The organism is Sediminimonas qiaohouensis DSM 21189, from assembly GCF_000423645.1.
In the GTDB taxonomy this organism is placed as follows: domain Bacteria; phylum Pseudomonadota; class Alphaproteobacteria; order Rhodobacterales; family Rhodobacteraceae; genus Sediminimonas; species Sediminimonas qiaohouensis.
The window spans coordinates 1-21,464 of record NZ_AUIJ01000016.1 but is presented as its reverse complement, the minus strand read 5'-3'; the positions used below and the strand labels follow the sequence as shown (position 1 = coordinate 21,464).

General features: G+C 63.3%; 18 protein-coding genes. 12 read left to right on the top strand and 6 right to left on the bottom strand.

Annotated elements, in window-relative coordinates:
• Positions 1-8 precede the first annotated feature (8 nt).
• Genes G568_RS0113025 through G568_RS0113010 form a run of 4 tightly spaced genes read right to left on the bottom strand, consistent with a single transcriptional unit; the run spans position 9 to position 4,097 of the window.
• The gene (locus tag G568_RS0113025; protein ID WP_026758452.1) at positions 9-812 is read right to left on the bottom strand and encodes an enoyl-CoA hydratase-related protein; all 804 of its coding nucleotides are present in this window, start codon (positions 810-812) and stop codon (positions 9-11) included.
• Positions 805-1,659 (bottom strand): SDR family NAD(P)-dependent oxidoreductase, encoded by an 855-nt coding sequence (locus tag G568_RS0113020; RefSeq protein WP_026758451.1) that lies wholly within the window; start codon positions 1,657-1,659, stop codon positions 805-807. Before G568_RS0113020 ends, G568_RS0113025 begins: the two co-directional genes overlap by 8 nt.
• Positions 1,660-1,669: 10 nt before the next feature.
• A complete protein-coding gene (locus G568_RS0113015; RefSeq protein WP_037374134.1) occupies positions 1,670-2,869 on the bottom strand; it encodes an acyl-CoA dehydrogenase family protein in 1,200 nt (399 codons plus the stop codon).
• Positions 2,870-2,882: 13 nt separating this feature from the next.
• A complete protein-coding gene (locus G568_RS0113010) occupies positions 2,883-4,097 on the bottom strand; it encodes an acyl-CoA dehydrogenase family protein (protein ID WP_084627401.1) in 1,215 nt (404 codons plus the stop codon).
• 280 nt (positions 4,098-4,377) lie between these two features.
• On the opposite strand from G568_RS0113010, the gene G568_RS0113005 reads away from it, so the two are divergent.
• From G568_RS0113005 to G568_RS0112990, 4 genes are read left to right on the top strand one after another with little or no spacing between them, the layout of a single operon-like run.
• Entirely contained in the window at positions 4,378-6,177 is a 1,800-nt protein-coding gene (locus G568_RS0113005) for an acyclic terpene utilization AtuA family protein (RefSeq protein WP_026758448.1), read from the top strand.
• 11 nt (positions 6,178-6,188) lie between these two features.
• Positions 6,189-7,658 carry an acetyl-CoA carboxylase biotin carboxylase subunit gene (locus G568_RS0113000; protein ID WP_037374150.1) on the top strand — a complete coding sequence of 490 codons (1,470 nt, stop codon included), beginning with the start codon at positions 6,189-6,191 and terminating at the stop codon, positions 7,656-7,658.
• Entirely contained in the window at positions 7,658-8,161 is a 504-nt protein-coding gene (locus G568_RS0112995; protein ID WP_245582943.1) for an acyl-CoA carboxylase biotin carboxyl carrier protein subunit, read from the top strand. The genes G568_RS0113000 and G568_RS0112995 overlap by 1 nt, the downstream gene beginning before the upstream one ends.
• Before the next feature lie 2 nt (positions 8,162-8,163).
• Positions 8,164-9,771, top strand: coding sequence for an acyl-CoA carboxylase subunit beta (locus G568_RS0112990; RefSeq protein WP_026758445.1), 1,608 nt, complete (start codon positions 8,164-8,166; stop codon positions 9,769-9,771).
• Between the two features lie 54 nt (positions 9,772-9,825).
• Here the strand turns inward: G568_RS0112990 and G568_RS0112985 are convergent, their stop codons facing one another.
• The gene (locus G568_RS0112985; RefSeq protein WP_026758444.1) at positions 9,826-10,437 is read right to left on the bottom strand and encodes an acyltransferase; all 612 of its coding nucleotides are present in this window, start codon (positions 10,435-10,437) and stop codon (positions 9,826-9,828) included.
• Positions 10,438-10,722: 285 nt separating this feature from the next.
• On the opposite strand from G568_RS0112985, the gene G568_RS0112980 reads away from it, so the two are divergent.
• From G568_RS0112980 to G568_RS0112940, 8 genes are all read left to right on the top strand, one after another.
• Entirely contained in the window at positions 10,723-11,907 is a 1,185-nt protein-coding gene (locus tag G568_RS0112980) for a lipid-transfer protein (protein ID WP_026758443.1), read from the top strand.
• A gap of 24 nt (positions 11,908-11,931) precedes the next feature.
• On the top strand, positions 11,932-12,762 hold the full coding sequence (locus tag G568_RS0112975) for an SDR family NAD(P)-dependent oxidoreductase (RefSeq protein ID WP_026758442.1): 831 nt from the start codon (positions 11,932-11,934) through the stop codon (positions 12,760-12,762).
• 99 nt (positions 12,763-12,861) lie between these two features.
• Entirely contained in the window at positions 12,862-14,460 is a 1,599-nt protein-coding gene (locus tag G568_RS0112970) for an acyl-CoA carboxylase subunit beta (RefSeq protein ID WP_026758441.1), read from the top strand.
• 10 nt (positions 14,461-14,470) lie between these two features.
• Positions 14,471-15,262 (top strand): crotonase/enoyl-CoA hydratase family protein, encoded by a 792-nt coding sequence (locus G568_RS0112965; RefSeq protein WP_026758440.1) that lies wholly within the window; start codon positions 14,471-14,473, stop codon positions 15,260-15,262.
• Complete coding sequence (locus G568_RS0112960; protein ID WP_026758439.1) at positions 15,247-17,256, top strand: acetyl/propionyl/methylcrotonyl-CoA carboxylase subunit alpha; 2,010 nt, start codon at positions 15,247-15,249, stop codon at positions 17,254-17,256. Before G568_RS0112965 ends, G568_RS0112960 begins: the two co-directional genes overlap by 16 nt.
• The gene (locus G568_RS0112955; protein ID WP_037374132.1) at positions 17,253-18,419 is read left to right on the top strand and encodes an acyl-CoA dehydrogenase family protein; all 1,167 of its coding nucleotides are present in this window, start codon (positions 17,253-17,255) and stop codon (positions 18,417-18,419) included. Before G568_RS0112960 ends, G568_RS0112955 begins: the two co-directional genes overlap by 4 nt.
• Before the next feature lie 49 nt (positions 18,420-18,468).
• Positions 18,469-19,035 carry a biotin transporter BioY gene (locus G568_RS0112950; protein WP_026758437.1) on the top strand — a complete coding sequence of 189 codons (567 nt, stop codon included), beginning with the start codon at positions 18,469-18,471 and terminating at the stop codon, positions 19,033-19,035.
• Between the two features lie 240 nt (positions 19,036-19,275).
• Complete coding sequence (locus tag G568_RS0112940; protein WP_026758436.1) at positions 19,276-20,094, top strand: MBL fold metallo-hydrolase; 819 nt, start codon at positions 19,276-19,278, stop codon at positions 20,092-20,094.
• 245 nt (positions 20,095-20,339) lie between these two features.
• Here the strand turns inward: G568_RS0112940 and tnpC are convergent.
• Positions 20,340-21,464, bottom strand: a 1,125-nt coding sequence (gene tnpC / locus G568_RS18825; RefSeq protein ID WP_245582942.1) for an IS66 family transposase, incomplete at its 5' end; no start/stop codon positions are given.

The following is a 21,464-nucleotide window of genomic DNA, read 5'->3' as shown; positions in this document are numbered from 1 at the left end:
TCTTTTCCTCAGCGCCCCGTAAAGTTGGGTTTTCGCTTCTCGATGAACGCAGCGACCGCCTCGTGGTGGTCTTCGGTCTGATGCATCAGGGCCTGATAGGCCGCCGCGGAATTCAGGAAATCCGGCAGATCCATCCGCTCGGCGTTGCGCATCAGGCGCTTGGCGACGCGCACCGCGCGCGGTGCTTTCGCGGCGATCACAGCTGCCCGTTCCCGCGCCCGTTCCATCAACCTGTCATCGGGCACGACCTCGAGCACCATGCCAAGTTCCAGCGCCTCGTTTGCCTCGACCATGCGGCCGGTAAAGGTCAGATCGGCGGCCTTCTGATGGCCCAGACGGCGCAGCAGGAACCAGCTGCCCGCATCGCCCGGGATGATGCCGAGGTTCAGGAATACCTCGCCGAACTTCGCCTTCTCCGACGCGATGCGCATGTCGCACATCATGGTCAGATCACATCCCGCGCCGACCGCCGGGCCGTTGACCGCCGCGATGGTCGGGATGTCGAGGTTGTAAAGCGCCAGTGGCAGACGCTGCACGCCGTCGACATAGCTCTGCGCCGCCGCCAGTGGCTCCTTGCGGAAGATGCTCTCGGGGTCGTGCATTTCCTTGATGTCGCCGCCGGCACAAAAGGCCGTGCCGGCACCTGTCAGGATCATGACGCTGACCTCCGGGTCCGCCTGCACCTTGGCGAAGGTGTCCAGAAGGGCGGCGATCATGTCGTTGCCGGTGATCGGGTTGCGGCGTTCCGGATCGTTCAGCGTAACCGTGGCGATGCGATCGGAGATATCCAGAAGGACATGTGGCTCACTCATTTATACCGTCTCCGCGTTCGCGTTTGTCGAACATGTCGGGATTGATCATGTCACGGGCATCGTGGCCCATATGCAGGGTTTCCCCGCCGTCTACATAGATGTCTTCGCCGGTTATGAAATCTCCCAGATCGGATGCAAGGAAAATAATCGTGCCGGCGATGTCTTCGGCCAGGCCCATCCGGTTCAGGACAGAGCGGTTCAGTTCTTTCCACCGTTCCGGGGGAATGGGATAGCGGCCAAGCGCCTCGGTCTTGATCGTTCCCGGCGCAACGCAGTTCAGACGGATGCCGTATTCGCCCCATTCGGCGGCCAGCGTTTTCATCATCCCGGTCACCCCCGCCCGCGCGGCAACGGTGTGGGCAAAGCCGGTCAGCGCCGTCCGCCCCGAAATGGCGGTGACGAAGACCACCGAACCGCCATTGTCATACATGAAATGATCCGCCGCCGCGCGGGTCATCTGCCATGATCCGACCAGGTTGTTGCGGATCACCGCCTCGAAGCCCTTGTTGGTGATGTCACGCGCAGCGGCGATATACTGGCCACCCGCATTGTTCACCAGAACGTCAAGCTGCCCGTAATGGTCCTTGATGCGGCCCATCGCGGCTTCGATGCTGTCCTCGTCACGGGTGTCGCCGGGCACGACGAACGCCTCGCCCCCAGCCGCGCGGATCATTTCGGCGGTTTCTTCCAACGGCTCTTCGCGGCGCGCGAACAGCGCCAGCCTGGCCCCGCAAGACGCCATTTCAAGCGCCGTCGCCCGCCCCATTCCCGAACCGGATCCGGTCACAAGGGCCACCTGGCCCGCCATCAGATCCGGAGCATAACGCGATGTTCTTTTCTCGCTCATGGTTCCCCCCTCAGTTTTTCAGAAGTTCGCCGGAGATGATCAGCTTGCGCACCTCCTGAGTGCCCGCACCGACCTCGAGCACACGGCCGGTCCGGTAAAGCCGGTTCACTTCCGTGTCGCGCATGTACCCCGACCCGCCGTGGATCTGGACGGCTTTGTCCAGCACGAATGAGGTCACCTCGGCGGCCTTGAAGATCGCCGCCGCCGTCAGCTTGTGAATTTCGCCGCGCCCGCCTTCGCCCTCTTCCAGACCCTCGCACATGGCGACCGTCTTGAGCGACAGGCTGCGCGCCGCCTCGATCCGCGTGTACATGTCGGCCAGCATCGCCTGCACCATCTGGAAGCTGGCGATGGGCTTGCCGAACTGCTGGCGCGTCTTGGCGTAATCGACGGAGATATCCAGCGCGCGCTGCGCAATGCCGAGCGCGTTGAAGCAGACGATGGCCCGTTCAAGGTCGAGCCCCGACATCGTGACCGCCACGCCGCCGTCCAGCTTGCCGACCATGTTCCTGGCGGGCACGCGGCAATCCTCGAACACCAATTCGCCGGTTGGCGAGCCGCGGAATCCCATCTTGTTGAGCTTCTGCGCCACCTTGAAGCCGGGCGTGTCGGTTTCCACTATGAAGGCGGAAATGCCCTTGGCGCCTTTTTCCGGCGAGGTCTTGGCATAGACCAGCACCAGATCGGCAATCGGCCCGTTGGTGATATAGATCTTGGGGCCGTTCAGGATGTAATCGTCGCCATCCTTTTTCGCCGTGGTCCGCATCGAGCCAAGCGCATCGGACCCCGCGCCGGGTTCGGTAAGACCCAGAGCCCCCACCAGCGTGCCGTTGCACAGGCCCGGCAGATACTTGCGGCGCAACGCGTCATTGGCGTTGCGATAGATGTTGTTGACGCAGAGGTTGTCGTGGGCCACATGGGTCAGCCCGATCGCGGCGGATGACCGCGACAACTGTTCGGTGATGATGCAGGCCGAGGTGAAGTCGAGCCCCGCACCGCCGAATTCCGGCGGCACGTTCAGGCCGAGATAGCCCATTTCTCCCAGCTTGGGAAAAACCGACGGCGGAAGGTCGTCGGTGTCGTCCATTTCCGCGTTCAGATGGTGGAACTCGGACATGAAGAACTTGCCGGCCTGATCGGCCAGAGCCTGCTGTTCATCCGTCATGAAATGTGTCGGAAGGTCGATGTCGTTGCGCAATTGTTTGTTCATGGTCTTGCCCCCCTCAGGCGCGCAGCAGTTCTTCAGCGATGATGATCTTGCGCACCTCGCTGGTGCCCGCGCCGATCTCCAGAAGCTTGTTGGCGCGGAACAGCCGGTTGATCTCGGTGTCCTGCATGTAGCCGGAGCCGCCGTGGATGTGGCAGGCTTCGGTCACGGCCTTGTTGAAGGCCTCACCCGCATAAAGGCAAGCCGCCGCGGTCAGCTTGTGGATTTCGCCGCGCCCCCCGGCCCCCTTGGGCAGGCCGACACAGGCGGCCAGCGCGCGATAGCTGAAGGCGCGGGCGGTTTCGACCTCGGTATAGATCTCGGCCAGTTTCGACTGCACCATCTGGAAACTTGCGATCGGCTTGCCAAATTGTTCGCGGATCTTGGCGTATTCCAGACCCAGTTCCAGCGCGCGGTCGGCAATGCCCACGCAGACCGAGGCGACCATCGCCCGTTCCAGATCCAGCCCGCTCATCACCACCGATACGCCGCTGTTTTCGGCACCCATCATGGCCGACGCCGGCACCCGGCACTCCTCGAACACCAACTCCCCCGTGGGCGAGCCGCGAAAGCCCATCTTGTCGAGCTTCTGCGCCACCTTGAAACCCGGATTGTCGGTTTCGATGAGGAAGGCCGAAATGCCCTTGGCCCCTCTGGACTTGTCGGTCTTGGCATAAAGCAGGATCAGATCGGCGATCGGCCCGTTGGTGATGTAGATCTTGGAACCGTTGATCACGTAGTCGTCGCCATCCCGGCGCGCCGTGGTGGCCATGGACCCAAGCGCATCCGACCCGGCGCCGGGCTCGGTCAGCCCCAGGGCCCCGACCAGCTCGCCGGAACACAGCCCCGGCACATATTTCCTGACCTGTTCTTCGGAGCCATTGCGCAGCAGGTTGTTCAGACACAGGTTGTCATGCGCCCCGTGCGACAGGCCCACCGCCGGGTTCCATTTCGAGATCACCTCGGACACCAGCGCTTGGGTGAATTCGTTCTGGCCCGATCCGCCCAGCTCTTCGGGCGCGGTGATGCCCAGAAGGCCCAGCTCGCCCATCTGCCGGAACAGATCGTCGGGCCACCAGTCCTCCGCGTCCATGCGCGCCTGAAGCGGATGAAGCACCTCGCGCGACACCCGATCGACATGATCAACGATCTGGCGCTGTTCATCAGTCAGCGAATAGTTTGCCCTTGTGGCGTCCACATCGGCCATCCTCGTACTGTCTTGACTGTTCATGGTGTTCCTCCTGAGCAGAATGTGAGACCGAGCTATTGACCAAAATCAAACACATGTTAGAAAACTTTGCAAGACGCGCTTTTTGCGATTTGACGTTGTTGATTGCGTCGTGAAGAAGGGGGGATTTCGGAAGTGTTCTTAGGAATGGTTCTTTCGGGGGGTTCTGCGGATACGAGCGTTGCTTACGGCTGTTCGGGCCGAACGGTGGCGCTTCGTGATACAAGACGCGCGCCGAGATGGACGGGCAGATAGGGAGGGGGATATGACTAGGGAGGTGGATATGACGGATCGACAATTGCGGCTCGGGTGCGCCTCGGGTTTCTGGGGTGATACGCCCGAAGCCATTGGCCAGTTGGTATCCAAGGGCGATATCGACTACCTGGTGTTCGATTATCTGGCGGAAGTGACGATGTCTTTGATGGCCCGCGCGCGGGCCAAGACGCCGGAAGCGGGCTTTGCGCCGGACTTCGTCAAGGCGCTGGAGCCGTGGTTGCCCGAGATCAAGGCGAGGGGGATCAAGGTTGTGGCCAATGCCGGCGGGGTGAACCCGCGCGGCTGCAGCGATGCGCTTGCCAGGGCGGCAGAGGAGGCCGGGATCGACCTGTCCATCGGTGTCGTGCTGGGCGACGACCTGCTGGACCGCGCGGACGAGATCCGCGCCCGCGGCGTGACGGAAATGTTCTCTGGCGCCGATTTCCCGGACGATATCTGGAGCATGAATGCCTATCTGGGCGCCCGCCCCATCGCCACGGCGCTGGACGGCGGCGCCGAGATCGTGATCACCGGGCGCTGCGCCGACAGCGCCGTGGCGCTTGGCCCCTTGATGCACGAGTTTGGCTGGGGCGATGACGATTGGGACAAGCTCAGCCAGGGATCGCTGGCGGGCCATCTGATCGAATGCGGCCCGCAGGGAACGGGGGGCAATTTCACCGACTGGCAGGACGTCCTGGGCTGGGACGACATGGGCATGCCCATCGTCGAAGTCTCGGCAGACGGCAGTTTCGTCATGACCAAGACGCCCGATACCGGCGGGCTGGTTGTGCCGGGCTCGGTCGGCGAACAGATGCTGTATGAAATCGGCGATCCGCGCGCCTACCTGCTGCCGGATGTGATCTGCGACTGGTCCGGCGTCACGCTGGAACAGGTCGGCCCGGACCGGGTTCTGGTCAAGGGTGGCAGGGGGCTGGGGCGCACCAGCAGCTACAAGGTCTCGGCGACCCATGCTGACGGTTGGCGTGCGGTCACCACGCTGACGCTGGCCGCCATCGACGCGCCAGCCAAGGCCAAGCGTGTGGCCGAGGCGATCCTGACCCGCAGCCGGCGGATTTTCCGCGACAGGAACCTGGGCGACTTTCGGCAGGTCAGCGTCGAGGTTCTGGGGGCCGAGGCCGCCTATGGCGCCAACGCCCGCGCCCGGACGCGCGAAGTGGTGCTCAAGATCGGCGCGGTGCATGACGACCGGGGCGCGCTGAATATCTTCGCCGGAGAAATCGCGCCGATGGCCATTTCCACCGCGCAGGGTCTGACCGGGTTCTTTGCCGGGCGGCCCAAGGTGCAGCCGGTCGTGCGGCTGTTCTCGTTCCTGCAGGACAAGGCCGACACCCCCGTCGCGGTCGAGGTGGATGGCACCGATGTGCCGGTCACCGTTGCCACCAAAGAGCTGCGTCTGGATCCGCCCGCCGCGCCGCCAGTGGAAAGCCGCGAGGCAGGTCCCGAAGCGGTCAAGGTTCGGCTGGTCGATCTGGCCTGGGGGCGCTCCGGCGACAAGGGCGACATCGCCAATATCGGTATACTGGCACGCAAGCCGGACTACCTGCCCTATATCCGTTCCGCCCTCACCGAAGACAGGGTGAAGGCCTATTTCACGCATCTGTGCGACGGCCCGGTCGAACGTTTCGACCTGCCCGGAAGCCATGCGCTGAACTTCCTGCTGCATGAATCGCTGGGCGGCGGCGGCATCGCCTCGGTCCGCATCGACCCGCAGGGCAAAGGCTTTGCGCAGATGCTGCTCGACATTGAAATCCCCGTGCCGGCCGATTTGGCGGCGCAAGACGGGCTGCACTCCGCCGAGAGAGCATGAAAGGAAGGATGATGGGTATTTCCAAACTTCTGGTCGCCAACCGGGGCGAGATCGCGGCCCGCGTCCTGCGCACAGCCAGGGCGCGCGGCCTTGCGACCGCCGTGCTGCGACATAGCTCCGAACAGGAGGGGCCGGCGCATCTGATTGCCGACGAGGTGGTGACCATCGAGGGTCCGACGCCCGTGGCCGCCTATCTCGACATCCCGCAAATCGTCGAGGCGGCGCAACGGATCGGCGCGGACGCTGTGCATCCGGGCTATGGCTTCCTGTCGGAAAACGCGGGCTTCGTGGCCGTGCTGGACAAGGCCGGCGTGACGTTTGTCGGCCCCACATCCGAGGTTATCGACCTGATGGGCGACAAGGTCCGCGCCCGCGCCTTTGTCGAGGAGCGCGGCTTTCCGGTTGCCCCCTCGGCCATCGAGGATGACGACCCCGCGAGTTTTGTCGAACGCGCCCGCGCGGTGGGCTACCCGCTGCTAATCAAGCCCTCGGCGGGCGGCGGCGGCAAGGGGATGCGCGTCGTGCCCGAGGGCGGCGCGCTGGAGTCCGAAATCGAGACCGCCCGCCGCGAGGGCGAGCGCTATTTCGGCGACGGGCGGCTGTTCGTCGAACGCTATATCGAGCGCCCGCGCCATATCGAGGTACAGGTGATGGGCGACGGTCAGGGCAATGTGGTGCATTTCTGGGAACGCGAATGCTCGATCCAGCGCCGGTTCCAGAAGATCATCGAGGAAACGCCGTCCCCCGCGCTGACCCCCGAACAGCGGGGCGAGATTTGCGAAACCGCCGCCGGGATCGCCCGCGCCGTCAATTATCGCGGCGCCGGCACGGTCGAGTTCATCTATGCCCAGAACGGGGCCTTCTACTTCCTGGAGATGAACACCCGGCTTCAGGTTGAACATCCGGTGACCGAAATGGTGACCGGCTTCGACCTTGTCGCCGAACAGCTGCGCATCGCGGCGGGCGAGGGGCTGAGCGCGGCGCAGGCCGACATTCCGCAGAATGGTCATTCGATCGAGCTGCGCATCTGCGCCGAGGATGCGAGGGAAGATTTCCGCCCCGCCATCGGCGACATCCTTCTGCTGGACGAGCCGCGGGGCGAAGGGGTGCGTGTCGACAGCGGCATTCTGGACGGCGGCGAGGTGACGACCGATTTCGACGCGATGCTGTCAAAGCTGATCGTGCATGGGCCGGACCGGGCAGAAGCCATCGCCCGCGCGCGTCAGGCGGTGCAGAACTATGTGATCCTCGGGTTGACGACCAATACCGGCTATCTGGATGCGATCCTTGCGCATCCCGATTTCGCGTCTGGGGATGTCTCCACCGGATTTCTGGCCGAGCAGGCCGATACACTGACCGCGCCGACCGAGGATGTGAGCGACATGCTGTTGGCGGTCGCGGCCCTGTCGGACGAACGGCTGGTGGATGAGGTGATGCAGGTACCCCAGATGCACCGCAAGATGGGCGGATGGAGAAACTGATGCGAAGGATATTCCAGATCAACGGCGAAGAGACCGAATGCTGGCTGTCCCACGATGGCAACCGCTTTATCCTCAACACCCCCGATGGCGCGCATCCCTGCCGGTTGGACCCCGCCGGTGCGCCGGGTGGTCATGTGCTTCGGACGAGGGGGCGTGTGCAGGATTTGCGGCTGGCCGTCGGGCCCGATGCGACGTTCGTGCATATGAATGGCCGGACCTATGCGATCGGGCGGGTCGATCCCGCCGAGCGGCTGGCCGGACGCGATGGCGGGGCCGCCGATGACCGTATCGTCGCGCCGATGCCCGGAACGGTTGTGTCCGTGAACGCCAAACCCGGCGATCACGTCAGGGAAGGCCAGCCGTTGCTCGACATTGAAAGCATGAAACTCGAAACCAGCCTGACCGCGCCGCGCGACGGGGTGGTCGCCGAAATACCATTTGCCGCGGGCGACAGTTTCGGGCTGAAGGCCACGCTCGCCCTGCTGGCTCCGGAGGAGGACTGACCATGCGCCGGATCGAAAGTCAGATCGACACCAATTCGCCCGACTTCAAGGCCAACCATGCGGCCATGTCCGAGCGGCTGGAAGAGTTCCACGCCCGCCAGCACGCGGCACGTTTCGAGCGGCCCCAACGCGACATCGACCGGCTGGCGCGCCAGAACAAGCTGGGCGTGCGCGAGCGGCTGAATCTGCTGCTGGACCCCGGCACGCCGTTTCTGGAGTTCTCGACGCTCGCCGCTTGTCGCGAATATGACGGCGCGGTGCCCGGTGCCGCGGTGGTGACGGGCATCGGCATCGTGCAGGGCCGCGAGGTTGCCATTCATGCCAACGATGCCAGCGTCAAGGGCGGCGCTTGGTATCCTCATACCGTCAAGAAGATCGTGCGGCTTCTGGATGTCGCGCTGGAAAACCGCCTGCCGGTCATCCACATCTGTGACAGCGCCGGCGGCTTCCTGCCGTTGCAGCACGGCGTCTTTCCCGACCGCTATCTCGGCGGGCGGGTCTTTCGCAATCAGGTCAAGCTGAGCCAGGCCAACATCCCGCAGATCGCGGTGGTCGGCGGGCATTGTACGGCCGGCGGCGCCTATGTGCCGACGCTAAGCGACTATAACATCATCATCGAAGGCACCGGTGCGATTTTCCTTGGCGGTCCGCCGCTGGTCAAGGCGGCCACCGGCGAAGAAGTCGGCGTTCAGGAGCTGGGCGGGGCGGTGATGCACACCTCGGTCTCGGGCACCGGCGATTACCGCGCCGCCACCGAAGAACAGGCCTTTTCACTGGCGCGCGAAATTGTCAGCCAATGGACGCGCCCGCCGAAGACGATCATCGAAACCGCCGCCTTTGAAGAGCCTTACTACGACCCCAAGGAACTCTATGGAATCATCCCCAAGGACCGGAAAACCCAGTTCGACATGCGCGAAGTTCTGGCCCGGATCGTGGATGGCTCGCGCTTTCACGAATATCAGCCCGATTACGGCACCACGATGGTCTGCGGCTTTGCCCATATCTGGGGCTACAAGGTCGGGATCCTCGCCAACAATGGGGTACTGTTCAACGACAGTTCGCTCAAGGCGGCGCATTTCATGCAGCTGTGCAACCAGAACGGCACGCCTCTGATCTTTTTCCAGAACATCACCGGCTACATGGTGGGCCGCGAATACGAGGAACGCGGCATCGCCAAGGACGGCGCCAAGATGCTGATGGCGCAGGGCGGCTCGGTCGTGCCAAAATTCACCGTGATCGCCAATGCCTCTTACGGCGCGGGCAATTACGGCATGTGCGGGCGGGCCTGGGATGCCCGCACGCTGTTCATGTGGCCGCAGGCCGAAATAGGGGTGATGGGGGCGGATCAGGCCGCCAACACCATGGCCGACGTCAAGATCCGGCAGCTTGAACGCGAGGGCAAGAAACTGAGCGAAGAGGAAACCGCCGCGATCCGCGATCCGGTGCTGGAGAAATTCCGGCGTGATGTCGAAGCCTATACCTCGACCTCGGAATTGTGGGACGACGGCATCCTCGACCCGGCGGATACACGCAATGCGCTTGGCATGTCGATTTCCGCCTCGCTGAACGCGCCGATCGACGATCCGCATTACGGGATATTCCGGCTGTGACCGTCCAGGATCCGGCGCGGCCTCCATGATCGGGCCGCATCCGAGTCCGGCGCATCAGGTCGTCTGCTGCCGCGCCTCCTGAATGGACACCACATCAGAGGCCGCCATCTCGGGCCGGTCGGCCTCGACCGCTTTCAGCGGGTTGGCGGGTCTCAGCCCGGCCAGACAGTCGCGCGCCAGTTGCTGATATTCGGCCGTTCCGCGGGTTTTCCATGCAACTTCCTTCTCGGTGACCTCGCGGATCACCCTTGCCGGCGCCCCGACCACCATAGAACGCGGCGGGATCACGGTTTCGCCCCGCACAAATGCCTGCGCGCCGACAATGGATTCCGCGCCAAGCTCCACGCCGTCCATGATGACGGCATTCATCCCGACCAGCACATTCCGGCCGACGGTGCACCCGTGCAGAATCGCGCCGTGGCCAATATGACCGTCGGTTTCGACCACCGCATCGCGGCCCGGGAAGGAATGGATGATGCAATTGTCCTGAACATTGGCCCCGTCGCCGATCACGATCCTGCCGAAATCACCTCGCAGGCTTGCGCCGGGTCCGATATAGCACCCCTGACCGAGTATGACGTTTCCGATCAGCACCGCCTGGGGATGAACGAATGTCCCCTCGGGAACAACGGGAACGAAGCCTTTGAATTCATAGTAATTCGCCATGTGTTTCTTCCTTTCTTTCATAGGCGAGAGGTCTTTTAACGCCGACCCAGGGCCCCGATGTTCAATAACCGCGCGCCCATTCCCGACCCGACTCGCAAGCCGGATTTAGACTAACAACCAAGACCACGCCGCAGAATATTCAAACATATGTTAGAAAATTCGGCAAGCACAGCCGCGACGTGTCGTTGTTGACACTGCCTTCCCACGGGATGTAAAATCTAACAAATGGTAGAAAATGCATTGGCGCTCGACTCATGGCGTCCGGATCGAATCTGGGAGAGAGAAATGAAAGACAAAGCCTATGTCGTCGGCGTCGGGATGGTCCCGTTCCAGAAGCCGGGAAAATCCGAAAGCTATGATGTCATGGCTTCCACGGCCACCTGCTCCGCCCTGGCGGACGCGGGACTGGACTATGACAAGGTTCAGCAGGCCTATGTGGGCTATGTCTACGGCGATAGCACCTGCGGCCAGCGCGCCCTGTACCAGGTCGGCATGACCGGCATTCCGGTCGTGAACGTCAACAACAACTGCTCGACAGGGTCGTCTGCCCTGTTCCTGGCCCGCCAGGCCGTCGAAAGCGGCGCGGCAGACTGCGCTCTGGCTCTCGGGTTCGAGCAGATGCAGCCCGGCGCAATCGGCGCGATGTTCAACGACCGGGTCAGCCCGTTTGCGTCCTTCGACGAGGAAACCGAGGAACTGGTCGGCAACTCGGAGATCCCGCTGGCGCTTCGGTATTTCGGCGGCGCGGGCCAGGCGCATATGGAGGAATTCGGGACACCGCTGGAAACCTTCGCGAAAATCCGCGCCAAGGCCAGCCGGCATGCGGCTAGGAACCCGGTTGCCTTGTTCCGGCAGGAGATGACGCCCGAAGAGGTCATGGCGGCTCCGGTCGTCTGGCCCGGCGTCATGACCAGGCTGATGGCCTGCCCGCCGACCTGCGGCGCCGCCGCGGCAATCGTCTGTTCCAAGGAATTCGCAGACAAGCACGGCCTCGACAGTTCGGTCCGGATTTCGGCTCAGGCCATGACAACGGACGGCCCGGAAACCTTCGAAGCGCACGACATGCGCGAGGTTGTCGGCTTCTCGATGGCCAAGAACGCCGCCGATCAGGTTTACGAGGCCGCGGGCATCGGACCCGAAGATGTCGACGTGGTCGAATTGCACGACTGTTTCGCCCAAAACGAGCTGATCACCTATGAGGCGCTTGGCCTGTGCGGGCGCGGCGAGGCGGCGAAATTCGTCGACGACGGCGACAATACCTATGGCGGCAAATACGTGACCAACTCGTCGGGCGGTCTGTTGTCCAAGGGCCATCCGCTCGGGGCGACCGGGCTTGCGCAATGCACCGAGCTTGTTCAGCAGCTGCGCGGCCAGGCCGATGCGCGTCAGGTCGACGGTGCGCGCCTGACGCTTCAGCATAACCTGGGCCTCGGCGGGGCCTGTGTGACCACACTTTACGAAAAAGTTTGACAGCGCCATTCGGAAGGATAGACCATGACTGACAAACTCGATGGGCGCGTCGCGCTGGTCTCCGGTTCAGGCCGGGGCATCGGACGTGAAATCGCACTGAAGCTGGCCTCGGAAGGGGCCCGGCTGGTGATCAACGATCTGGATGCCGACCCGGCCAATGAAACCGCCGAGGCCATCCGCGCCGCCGGCGGCGAAGCGGTGGTCTGCGCCGGCAGCGTGACCGAAGACGGCTTTGCCGAACGGTTCATCAGGACCGGCGTCGACAGCTTTGGAGGGCTGGACATCATCGTGAACAACGCCGGCTACACCTGGGACAGTGTCATTCAGAAGATGACCGACGAACAGTGGCAGGCGATCATCGACGTTCACATGACAGCGCCCTTCAAGATCCTGCGCGCCGCCCAGCCGGTGATCAGCGCCAGGGCCAAGGAAGAAGCCGCCGCCGGACAGGAAGTGTTCCGCAAGGTTGTGAACATTTCGTCCATCTCCGGGACCGGCGGTAATGCCGGCCAGATCAACTATTCCGCTGCCAAGGCCGGGATTCTCGGGGTCACCCGGACGATGGCCAAGGAATGGGGCCGCTACAAGGTCAATGTCAATGCCGTGGCCTTCGGCCCGATCCGCACCCGCCTGACCGAAGGCAGCGCCGACGGAGACAGCACGATCAAGGTCGAGGAAAAAGAGATCAAAGTCGGCGTGAACCCCGATCTTCTGTCCCAGATGGAACGGATGATCCCGCTGGGCCGGGTCGGCACCCCGCAAGAGGCCGCCGACGCGGTCTATCTGTTTTGTGCGCCTGAATCGAACTTCATCTCGGGCCAGTACGTCATCTGCGGCGGCGGCTTCGTGATCTAGCACTGGCCGCCTTGGCCGCGAAGTGGGGTCCTGGCTGGCAACTGACATTTCCGGGCAGCCGCATGACGGTTGCCCGGATGGCAACAGGATATCCATTCCATGGCGCGTCTTGAAACGACAGTACTGACCGCATCCGACACCTACGCCCGCAACCACGCGGCGCAAAGCGACCGCGTCGAGACCTTGCGCGCACGGATTGCCGAGGCCACCTCGGGCGGGCGCCCCGACATGGTCGAACGTCACCGCAAGCGGGGCAAACTTCTGGTCAGCGAGCGGATCGACCTGCTGGTCGACCCGGGCACCGCGTTTCTGGAGCTGTCCTCGCTGGCGGCATATGGCCAGTACGGCGGCGAGGTTCCCGGCTCCGGGATCGTGACCGGCATCGGCATCGTCCACGGGCTGCCCTGCGTCGTGATCGCCAATGATGCGACGGTAAAGGGTGGGTCCTTCTATCACGAGACGGTGCAGAAACACATCCGCGCCCAGGAAATCGCGGCGGAAAACCGGATGCCCTGCCTTTATCTGGTGGATTGCGGCGGGGCCTATCTGCCCGAACAGGATAGGGTCTTTCCCGATGCGCGTCATTTCGGCAATTCCTTCTATCGCCAGACCAACATGTCGGCCAGCGGCTTGCCGCAGATCTCGGCCGTATTCGGCGGCTGCACGGCGGGCGGGGCCTATATCCCCGCGCTGTCGGACGAGGTCATCATGGTGCGCGGCAATGCCCGCATCCATCTGGGCGGACCCTCGATCGTCAAGGTGGCGATCAACGAAGAGGTCGATGGCGAAACGCTGGGCGGGGCCGAGATGCACGCCCGTGTCTCGGGCGTCTGCGACCATCTGGCCGAGGACGAATACCATGCTCTGGCGCTGATGCGCGACATTGTGGCCGAGTTAGGTCTATCGCGCCCGATGCAGCCCGACGCAGCCCCTGCGCCGCCCGCGCATGACCCCGAAGAACTGCTCGGCGTCATCAGCGCCGACCGCAAGGAACCCTACGACATGCGCGAGGTTCTGCTGCGCATGATCGACGCTGGCGAGTTCCGCGAATTCAGGCCCGGCTGGGGCGAAACCCTGGTCTGCGGCACAGCCCGCATCCACGGCTATCGCGTCGGTATCCTCGCCAACAACGGTGCGCTTCTGTCGGACAGTTCGCTGAAGGGCGCGCAGTTCGTCTCGATGTGCGATCAGCGCAAACTCCCGCTTCTGTTCCTGCACAACATTTCGGGCTTCATGGTCGGGACCGAGGCCGAACGCGGCGGCATCGCCAAGGACAGCGCCAAGCTGGTCTATGCCATGTCGGTGGCAAAGGTGCCGCGCCTGTCGGTCCTTCTGGGCGGCTCTTACGGGGCGGGCAATTACGGCATGTGCGGGCGCGGGTTCGCGCCGAACTTCCTGTTTGCCTGGCCCACGGCGGAACTGGCCACCATGTCCGCCGACATCGCCACCAACGTGATGCTAGAGCTGCGCCGCCAGAAGGGCGGCGAGCCTGCGAAGCTGGAGGCCGACCTGGCGCAGATCGAGACGCAGGTGCGCACGCAGTACGGCGAACAGTCCGACCCCTATTATGCCACCTCGCGCCTCTGGGATGACGGGCTGATCGAGCCCGGCCAGACCCGCGATATTCTTGGCCTGTGCCTGGCCATTGTCTCATCGGTGCCCGGGGCAGGCCGCCACACGCCGGTTTTCAGAATGTGAGGCCCTTGATATGACAACCTATGAAAGCATCCTGCTTGAGACCGACGCGCGCGGTGTCGCCACCGTCACGCTGAACCGACCCGACAAGCACAATGCGCTGAACGGCGGTTTGATCGCCGAGTTGATGGACGCCGCCGAAAAGCTGGCCGCCGACGACAAGGTGCGCATCGTGGTTCTCACCGGCAACGGCAAGAGCTTCTGCGCTGGGGGGGATTTCAACTGGTTCTCGTCGAACATCAACAAGCCCCGTGCCGAGCGGGTCGACCAGAGCGCCACCCTGGCGCATTTGCTGCGCCGCCTCGACACGCTGCCCAAACCGCTGATCGGGCGGATCAACGGTCCGGCCTATGGCGGCGGGGTCGGCATGATTTCGGTCTGCGACTACACGATCGGCGCCGAAGGCGCGCGCTTTGGCCTGACGGAGGTGAAACTGGGCCTGCTGCCGGCCAATATCTCGCCCTATGTCGTGGCCCGTATCGGCAAGGTGCATGCGCGCGAAACCATGCTGTCGGGGGCGCTGTTCGACACAGTGCGCGCCGAACGGATCGGCCTCTTGAGCGAGGTCGTCGCCGCCGATGATCTGGACGCGGCCATCGAGCGCGTCGTGCATAATCACCTTCAGGCCGCGCCGGGTGCTGTGGCCGACACAAAGGCGCTGATCGCCTATGTCGCATCCCACGATCTGGAAACCAACATGATCTACACCGCCGACCGACTGGCCGACGCCTGGGAAACCGAGGAAGGCGTCGAAGGCATCGACAGCTTCCTGAAGAAAACCACGCCATCATGGCGGGTGAAATGAGCTTTGCCCGCGTCCTGATCGCCAACCGGGGCGAAATCGCCCGGCGCATCCAGCGCGGGTGCCGCAAGCTGGGGCTGGAAACGGTCGCGGTCTTTTCCGAGGCCGACCGAAATGCGCCCTTCGTGGGCGAGGCCGATCACGCCGTCTGCATCGGCCGGGCCGCGCCCTCGGAAAGCTACCTGAACATCGACGCCATTCTGGGCGCCGCCCGCGCGACCGGCGCCGGCGCGGTGCATCCCGGCTATGGCTTCCTGTCGGAAAACGCCGGTTTCGCGGCGGCGGTCGAGGCGGCGGGCCTCGTGTTCATAGGGCCCGAACCCGGCGCCATGGCCATGATGGGATCGAAGATCGAGGCCAACGCCGCCGCAGAAGCCGCGGGCGTGCCCGTGCTGCCCGGCTATCGCGGCGAAGACCAGTCCGACGCGCGACTGCTCGAAGAGGCGCGGGCGCTTGGCACGCCGTTTCTGGTCAAGGCCAGCGCAGGCGGCGGCGGGCGCGGCATGCGCCTTGTCACCGATCTGGCCGACGCGCCCGAGGCCATCGCCTCTGCCCGGTCCGAGGCGAAGGGTGCCTTTGGCGATGCGGCGGTCTTTCTCGAACGCTACGCGCCGTGTGCGCGTCACGTCGAGGTGCAGGTGCTGGGCGACAGTCACGGCACGGTGTTGCATCTGGGCGACCGCGACTGTTCGTTGCAACGCAACCACCAGAAGCTGATCGAGGAGGCGCCTGCCGCCGATCTGCCCGAGGCCCTGCGCGATGACATGCGCTCGGCGGCGGTGCGGCTGGCACAATCCATCCACTATCGCTCGGCGGGGACGGTGGAATACCTTTATGATCCGGCGCGTGGCGAATATTACTTTCTCGAAATGAACACACGCCTTCAGGTGGAACATACCGTGACCGAGGCCATCACCGGCATCGATCTGGTGGAATGGCAGTTGCGTATCGCGCGGGGCGAGGCGCTGTCGCAATCCGATGTGCAGTTCGACGGACATGCCATCGAGGTTCGCATCGCCGCCGAGAGCCCTGCCGAGAACTTCCGTCCCGAGACAGGCCGGATCACCCTTTGGGCCCCACCCGCAGGCGTCCGGCTGGACAGCGGTGTCGCGGCGGGCTCAATCGTCGGCCACCACTACGATTCCATGCTGGCCAAGCTGATCGTCCATGCGCCCGACCGGGCCGGGGCGATCCGGCAAGCCGTGGCCGCGATTGATGCCTTCGCCGTCGGCGGTGTGGGGCTGAACCTGTCCTATCAACGCGCGCTGCTGACCCATCCCGAATTTCAAGCGTTCCGGCACCATACCTCAGGACTTGCCGAACTGTTTCCCGATGGCTGGGCAAAACCCACCCCAGCGGCGCAGGACATGGCCCTTACCGCCGTGGCGCTGCATCAACATCTCAGCCCCTCGGGCGCATCGCCTTGGGAAAGGCTCGGGTCTTGGCGGCTCACGGATCCTGCCGGACGGCCCGGCGCGGCCTCCTATTGGAACTCCTCCGAGGACGAGCCGATCCGTGTGACCGGGGCAGGGGCGCTCCTTTCTACCATACTGCCGGACGGTCAGAGTATCGAAACCGAGGCTGCCGCCCTGACCGGCGACCGCCTGAGCGGACGCATCGAAGGCGTTCCTTTCTCGCGCGTCGCCCACATCGAACGCGCCGGTGATCATTGGCGGGTGCATTTGCAGACCCCTGCGGGAATGACTGTGACAGACCTGCGCACTCTGGAAGATCAGCACCTTGCCCGCGCCGGCGTCGGCGCCGGCGGCGCCGACCTGCTGACGGCCCCGATGCCGGGCGCCGTTGCCGAGGTACGCGTCACCCCCGGCGACCGCATCGCCGCCGGTGATACGCTGGTGGTGCTGGAAGCCATGAAGCTCCTGCAAAGCCTGCCCGCGCCTTGTGCGGGCGTAGTAACCGAGATTTTTTGCGCGCCGGGCGATACAGTCGCCGGCCATGCCCCACTCGTCAAACTCGACCCGGAGGAACAGACATGACCAGACAGGACACAATCGCCGCGGCCAACGGACCGTTCAACAAAGACCTCGACATGGTCCGCGACCAACTGCGCCGGTTCATCGAATCCGAGGTGACCACCAAGGCCGACGCCTGGGAAGAGGCGGGCATGGTGCCCCGCGACGTGCTGCGCAGGATGGGCGATCTGGGCGTGCTGGGCATGCGCTATGACGAGCAATACGGCGGCGCCGGGCTGGATGTGATGTCCAGCGTGGTTCTGGCCGAAGAGGTCGGGCGCTCCACCTTTGGCGGGTTCTCGGCCACGGTGCTGGTGCATACCGACATGGCCTCGCCGCATCTTGAAAATGCCGGCACACCGGAACAGAAGGCCCGCTGGATGCCCTCGATCACCTCGGGCGAAAAGATCGCCGCCGTCGCGGTGACCGAACCCGGCGCCGGGTCGGACGTGGCGGGCATGCGCACCCACGCGGTGCAGGACGGGTCGGACTGGGTGCTGAACGGCACCAAGATGTTCATCACCAACGGCGTGCATGGCGATATCTATTTCGTCGGCGCCAAGACCGATCCCGATGCCAAGGGATCGCGCGGGATCACCATGTTTGCGATCGAAAAGGGCACGCCGGGATTCTCGGTCGGGCGGGCGCTGAACAAGACCGGCTGGCTGTGCTCGGACACCGCCGAGCTGATCTTCGAGGATGTGCGCGTCCCCGCCGGCGACGTGCTGGGCGAGGTCAACAAGGGCTTCTACTCGGTGATGAAGAACTTCCAGAACGAACGCATCGTCCTGGGCGCGATGGCCTGCGCCGAGGCGCAGACCGCGTTGGACATGACCGTGGACTACGTCAAGCAGCGCAAGGCTTTCGGCGGTGTGCTCTGGGACAAGCAGGCGATCCGCCAGCGGCTGGCCGATTGCCAGACCCGGATCGAGGCAGGTCGCCAGCTTGTCTATCATGCGGCCAGGCTGGACGCCGCGGGCCACGACTGCGTGAAAGAGGTCTCCATGGTCAAGGCCTATTGCGGCGAGCTGGTGAACTCTGTGCTCTACGATTGTGTGCAGTTCCACGGCGGTATGGGCTATATGCGCGAAACGCCCGTGGAACGCATGTCGCGCGATGCCCGCGTGCAGGCCATTGGCGGCGGGGCGAGCGAGGTCATGCTTGAAGAAGTTGCCAAGCGTATGTGAGCCAGTACTCTAGGAAAGTCGAAAATCTGCTGACACGAGGACCAACGACATGAATATGGAAACCACCCAACGTCGACCAATCGCAAGATCGACCCGAGAGTTCTCTATAATACTCATTGGCACAATTCTTCTGACACTCTCGGCGAAAGTCGCGGTGCCTTTCTACCCGGTCCCGATGTCGACCCAAACGCTGGTGGTTCTGAGCCTCGGGCTGTTTCTGGGGCCGGTACGCAGTGGTCTTGTCGTTACTGCTTATCTTCTGGAAGGCCTGCTTGGCCTTCCGGTTTTCGCGGGCGCGCCGCCCGCACCGGCAGGACTGGCCTATATCATGGGCCCTACCGGCGGCTTCCTGATTGGGTTCGCGCTCGCAGCGGTCGCGGCAGGCTGGGTGGTTCAAAATCTGGGCGCGGTTCAGCCATTAGTTAGAGCCACTGTCGCTGTATGTCTCGGGTCGATACTCATGTATGGTACCGGGCTCCTCTGGTTGGGTGGTTTTGTCGGGTATGGCCAGGAATTGCTGAGCGCGGGGCTCTACCCGTTCCTGCTCGGGGACCTTGCGAAGGCGGCTATCGCAGTTGTGCTGTTCACACGTTTCCACAATCGCTGCGCTATGTGACGACTGGGCGCTTGGCTTCCATTTCCGAGCTGCGGGCTTGACCGGCACTGGATCCTGTCTTGAGGTGATTAGATCGATGCGAAATCCAAAAGCAGAGAAACATATCTTCTTGTTTCGTCGGACACGTATCCGTTCAGCGGAACTTATTCCACATCTTGCTGCGACAGGGGCGATGTCTTTTCTGCAGGCCGCGGATCGGTCGCTGTCAAAAAGTGGTGATAGCCAATGACGAAGAGCAGCATGTTTTTCACAGAGTCGGAACCTCCCCGCGCGCAATGCATACAGGTGTCCGAGGGCATGCAGAGGATTGTCGCGAACAATCCCGGAAAGATGACCTATCATGGTACGAATACCTATATCGTCGATACATCCGAGGGTCGGTTCGTTATCGACCCTGGTCCGGTAGAAGACAGCCATCATCTCGACACGATTATCGGGAATCTGGGAGCCAACCCAACCGGGATTCTCGTCACCCATCACCATTCCGATCACTTCGGCGCGGCCCCGGTATTGCGCGAAAAGACAGGTCTGCCCGTTTATGTCTCACGGGCATTTCCGGATGACGCGTTTCAACCTGACGGGTTCTTGGAGGACGGAGAGGTAATCGCAGGTCTTACTGTCCTGCACACACCGGGTCATGCGAGCGATCACCTCTGCTTTGCGCGTCAGGGCGGGATTCTATTTACCGGCGATCATATAATGAGTTGGAACAGCTCGATCGTGAGCCCGCCCGACGGCAACATGCACGATTACTGTGCCCAGCTTCAGCGGCTGATCGAGCGTGACGACAAGATTTGCTTGCCGGGTCACGGTCCGGTTCTCCGGGATCCGCAACCCTATGCCGAACGGCTGCTCGCCAACCGGATGCGTCGGGAAGCGGAGATTCTTGCGCACCTGAGGAACACCCCGGATACAGTCAAGAATATTGCCGCTTCGGTCTACAAGAAGTCCGATCCGCATATTGCAATGGCCGCCGAACGAAATGTTACGGCACATCTCGAGAAGCTTCTCTCGGAATCGAGAGTGGTCCAGGATGGAAAAATTTGGACATATATCTGAGAGGCTGGTCGGAAATGAGTTGAGTGAATTCAGCAGGTTGTGATTCTGTTCGGTTGCGAAACAGAACGGAGATCACGATGGCCTGGAGTGTAGATATGCCGTTACTCGCGGGACATTTCCTTTAATCTCCCAGGTTTGGGAAGAAGGAGATGTTCATGACGAAGGATCAACGCGAGATTCAACGCAAGTTGCGGATACTGCGGCATGCGGAGGAGAGTAAGCGCAAGCTGGACGGCACGTCGCTTTTAGCTTGACGGCTGGAAGTTCCATGGCAGCAGGTCGTCGATGCGGTTCTGGGGGTGACCGGCTGCGATGGCCTCGAGGGTAGCCTTTAGATAGGCGAACGGTTCGACGCTGTTGATCTTGGCGGTCCCGATCAGCGACGCGATGCGGCCCCAGGCCTTGCCACCCTCGTCGTGGCCCGCGAATAAGGCGTTTTTTCGGTTCAGCGCGATCGGGCGGATCAGGTTCTCGACGCTGTTGGAATCGATCTCGACGCGGCCGTCATGGAGAAAGGTCTGCAACCCGTCCCAGTGGCGGTGGATATAGGCAAGCTTCTCCCCGAGCCGGGATTTTGCCGATACGCGCAGGCGCTGCTTCTGCAACCATTCGCCAAAGGCGGCGACCAGGGGTGCCGTTCGCGCTTGTCGGGCCGAGAGCCGTTGCCCAGGGGCACAGCCGCAGATGTCAGCCTCGACCTTGTAGATCTCGGCGATGCGGCGCAGGCCCTCGGCGGCGATCTCGGAACCGTCGCGGTCGAAGACTTCCTTCAGCTTGCGTCGGGCGTGCGCCCAGCAATGGGCCACGCGGATGGGGTCGCCGCCCTTGCGGGAGGGGCGCGTCAGGCGATTGTAGCCCGTATATCCGTCGAGCTGGAGGATCCCGTCGAAGCCGCGCAGGAACGTCTCAGCGTTCTGCCCGCTCCGGTCCGGGGCGTAGAAGAACACCACCCCTGGCGGGTCGGCGCCGCCCCACCTGCGGTCATCACGGGCCAGCGCCCAGAGATAGCCGGTCTTGGTTCGACCGCGTCCAGGATCGAGCACCGGTGCCGTGGTCTCGTCCATGAACAGCTTGGTGGATGCCTTCAGGTGCTCGGCCAGTCGATCAACGACGGGCCGCAAGTGGAACGCTGCAACGCCAACCCAGTCGGCCAGGGTGCCACGGTTGATCTCAACACCCGACCGGGCCAGCATCTGGCTCTGGCGGTATAACGGCAGGTGGTCGGCATACTTGCTGACCAGCACGTGGGCGATGGCGCCCTCGGTTGGCAGGCCGTGACCTGCCCCTTTTTTCAGGGCCACCCTTAAGTCGAGCCTGTTCTCCTTCTGTTTGCCATCATTCGGCGGCGTGAGCAATGGGCGCAGGCGCGG

What these genes read in the sequence shown, in the direction of transcription:
- G568_RS0113025 (WP_026758452.1), bottom strand. Translation starts at nt 812, where the DNA reads ATGAGTGAGCCACATGTCCTTCTGGATATCTCCGATCGCATCGCCACG.
- G568_RS0113020 (WP_026758451.1), bottom strand. Translation starts at nt 1,659, where the DNA reads ATGAGCGAGAAAAGAACATCGCGTTATGCTCCGGATCTGATGGCGGGC.
- G568_RS0113015 (WP_037374134.1), bottom strand. Translation starts at nt 2,869, where the DNA reads ATGAACAAACAATTGCGCAACGACATCGACCTTCCGACACATTTCATG.
- G568_RS0113010 (WP_084627401.1), bottom strand. Translation starts at nt 4,097, where the DNA reads ATGAACAGTCAAGACAGTACGAGGATGGCCGATGTGGACGCCACAAGG.
- G568_RS0113005 (WP_026758448.1), top strand. Translation starts at nt 4,378, where the DNA reads ATGACGGATCGACAATTGCGGCTCGGGTGCGCCTCGGGTTTCTGGGGT.
- G568_RS0113000 (WP_037374150.1), top strand. Translation starts at nt 6,189, where the DNA reads ATGGGTATTTCCAAACTTCTGGTCGCCAACCGGGGCGAGATCGCGGCC.
- G568_RS0112995 (WP_245582943.1), top strand. Translation starts at nt 7,658, where the DNA reads ATGCGAAGGATATTCCAGATCAACGGCGAAGAGACCGAATGCTGGCTG.
- G568_RS0112990 (WP_026758445.1), top strand. Translation starts at nt 8,164, where the DNA reads ATGCGCCGGATCGAAAGTCAGATCGACACCAATTCGCCCGACTTCAAG.
- G568_RS0112985 (WP_026758444.1), bottom strand. Translation starts at nt 10,437, where the DNA reads ATGGCGAATTACTATGAATTCAAAGGCTTCGTTCCCGTTGTTCCCGAG.
- G568_RS0112980 (WP_026758443.1), top strand. Translation starts at nt 10,723, where the DNA reads ATGAAAGACAAAGCCTATGTCGTCGGCGTCGGGATGGTCCCGTTCCAG.
- G568_RS0112975 (WP_026758442.1), top strand. Translation starts at nt 11,932, where the DNA reads ATGACTGACAAACTCGATGGGCGCGTCGCGCTGGTCTCCGGTTCAGGC.
- G568_RS0112970 (WP_026758441.1), top strand. Translation starts at nt 12,862, where the DNA reads ATGGCGCGTCTTGAAACGACAGTACTGACCGCATCCGACACCTACGCC.
- G568_RS0112965 (WP_026758440.1), top strand. Translation starts at nt 14,471, where the DNA reads ATGACAACCTATGAAAGCATCCTGCTTGAGACCGACGCGCGCGGTGTC.
- G568_RS0112960 (WP_026758439.1), top strand. Translation starts at nt 15,247, where the DNA reads ATGGCGGGTGAAATGAGCTTTGCCCGCGTCCTGATCGCCAACCGGGGC.
- G568_RS0112955 (WP_037374132.1), top strand. Translation starts at nt 17,253, where the DNA reads ATGACCAGACAGGACACAATCGCCGCGGCCAACGGACCGTTCAACAAA.
- G568_RS0112950 (WP_026758437.1), top strand. Translation starts at nt 18,469, where the DNA reads ATGAATATGGAAACCACCCAACGTCGACCAATCGCAAGATCGACCCGA.
- G568_RS0112940 (WP_026758436.1), top strand. Translation starts at nt 19,276, where the DNA reads ATGTTTTTCACAGAGTCGGAACCTCCCCGCGCGCAATGCATACAGGTG.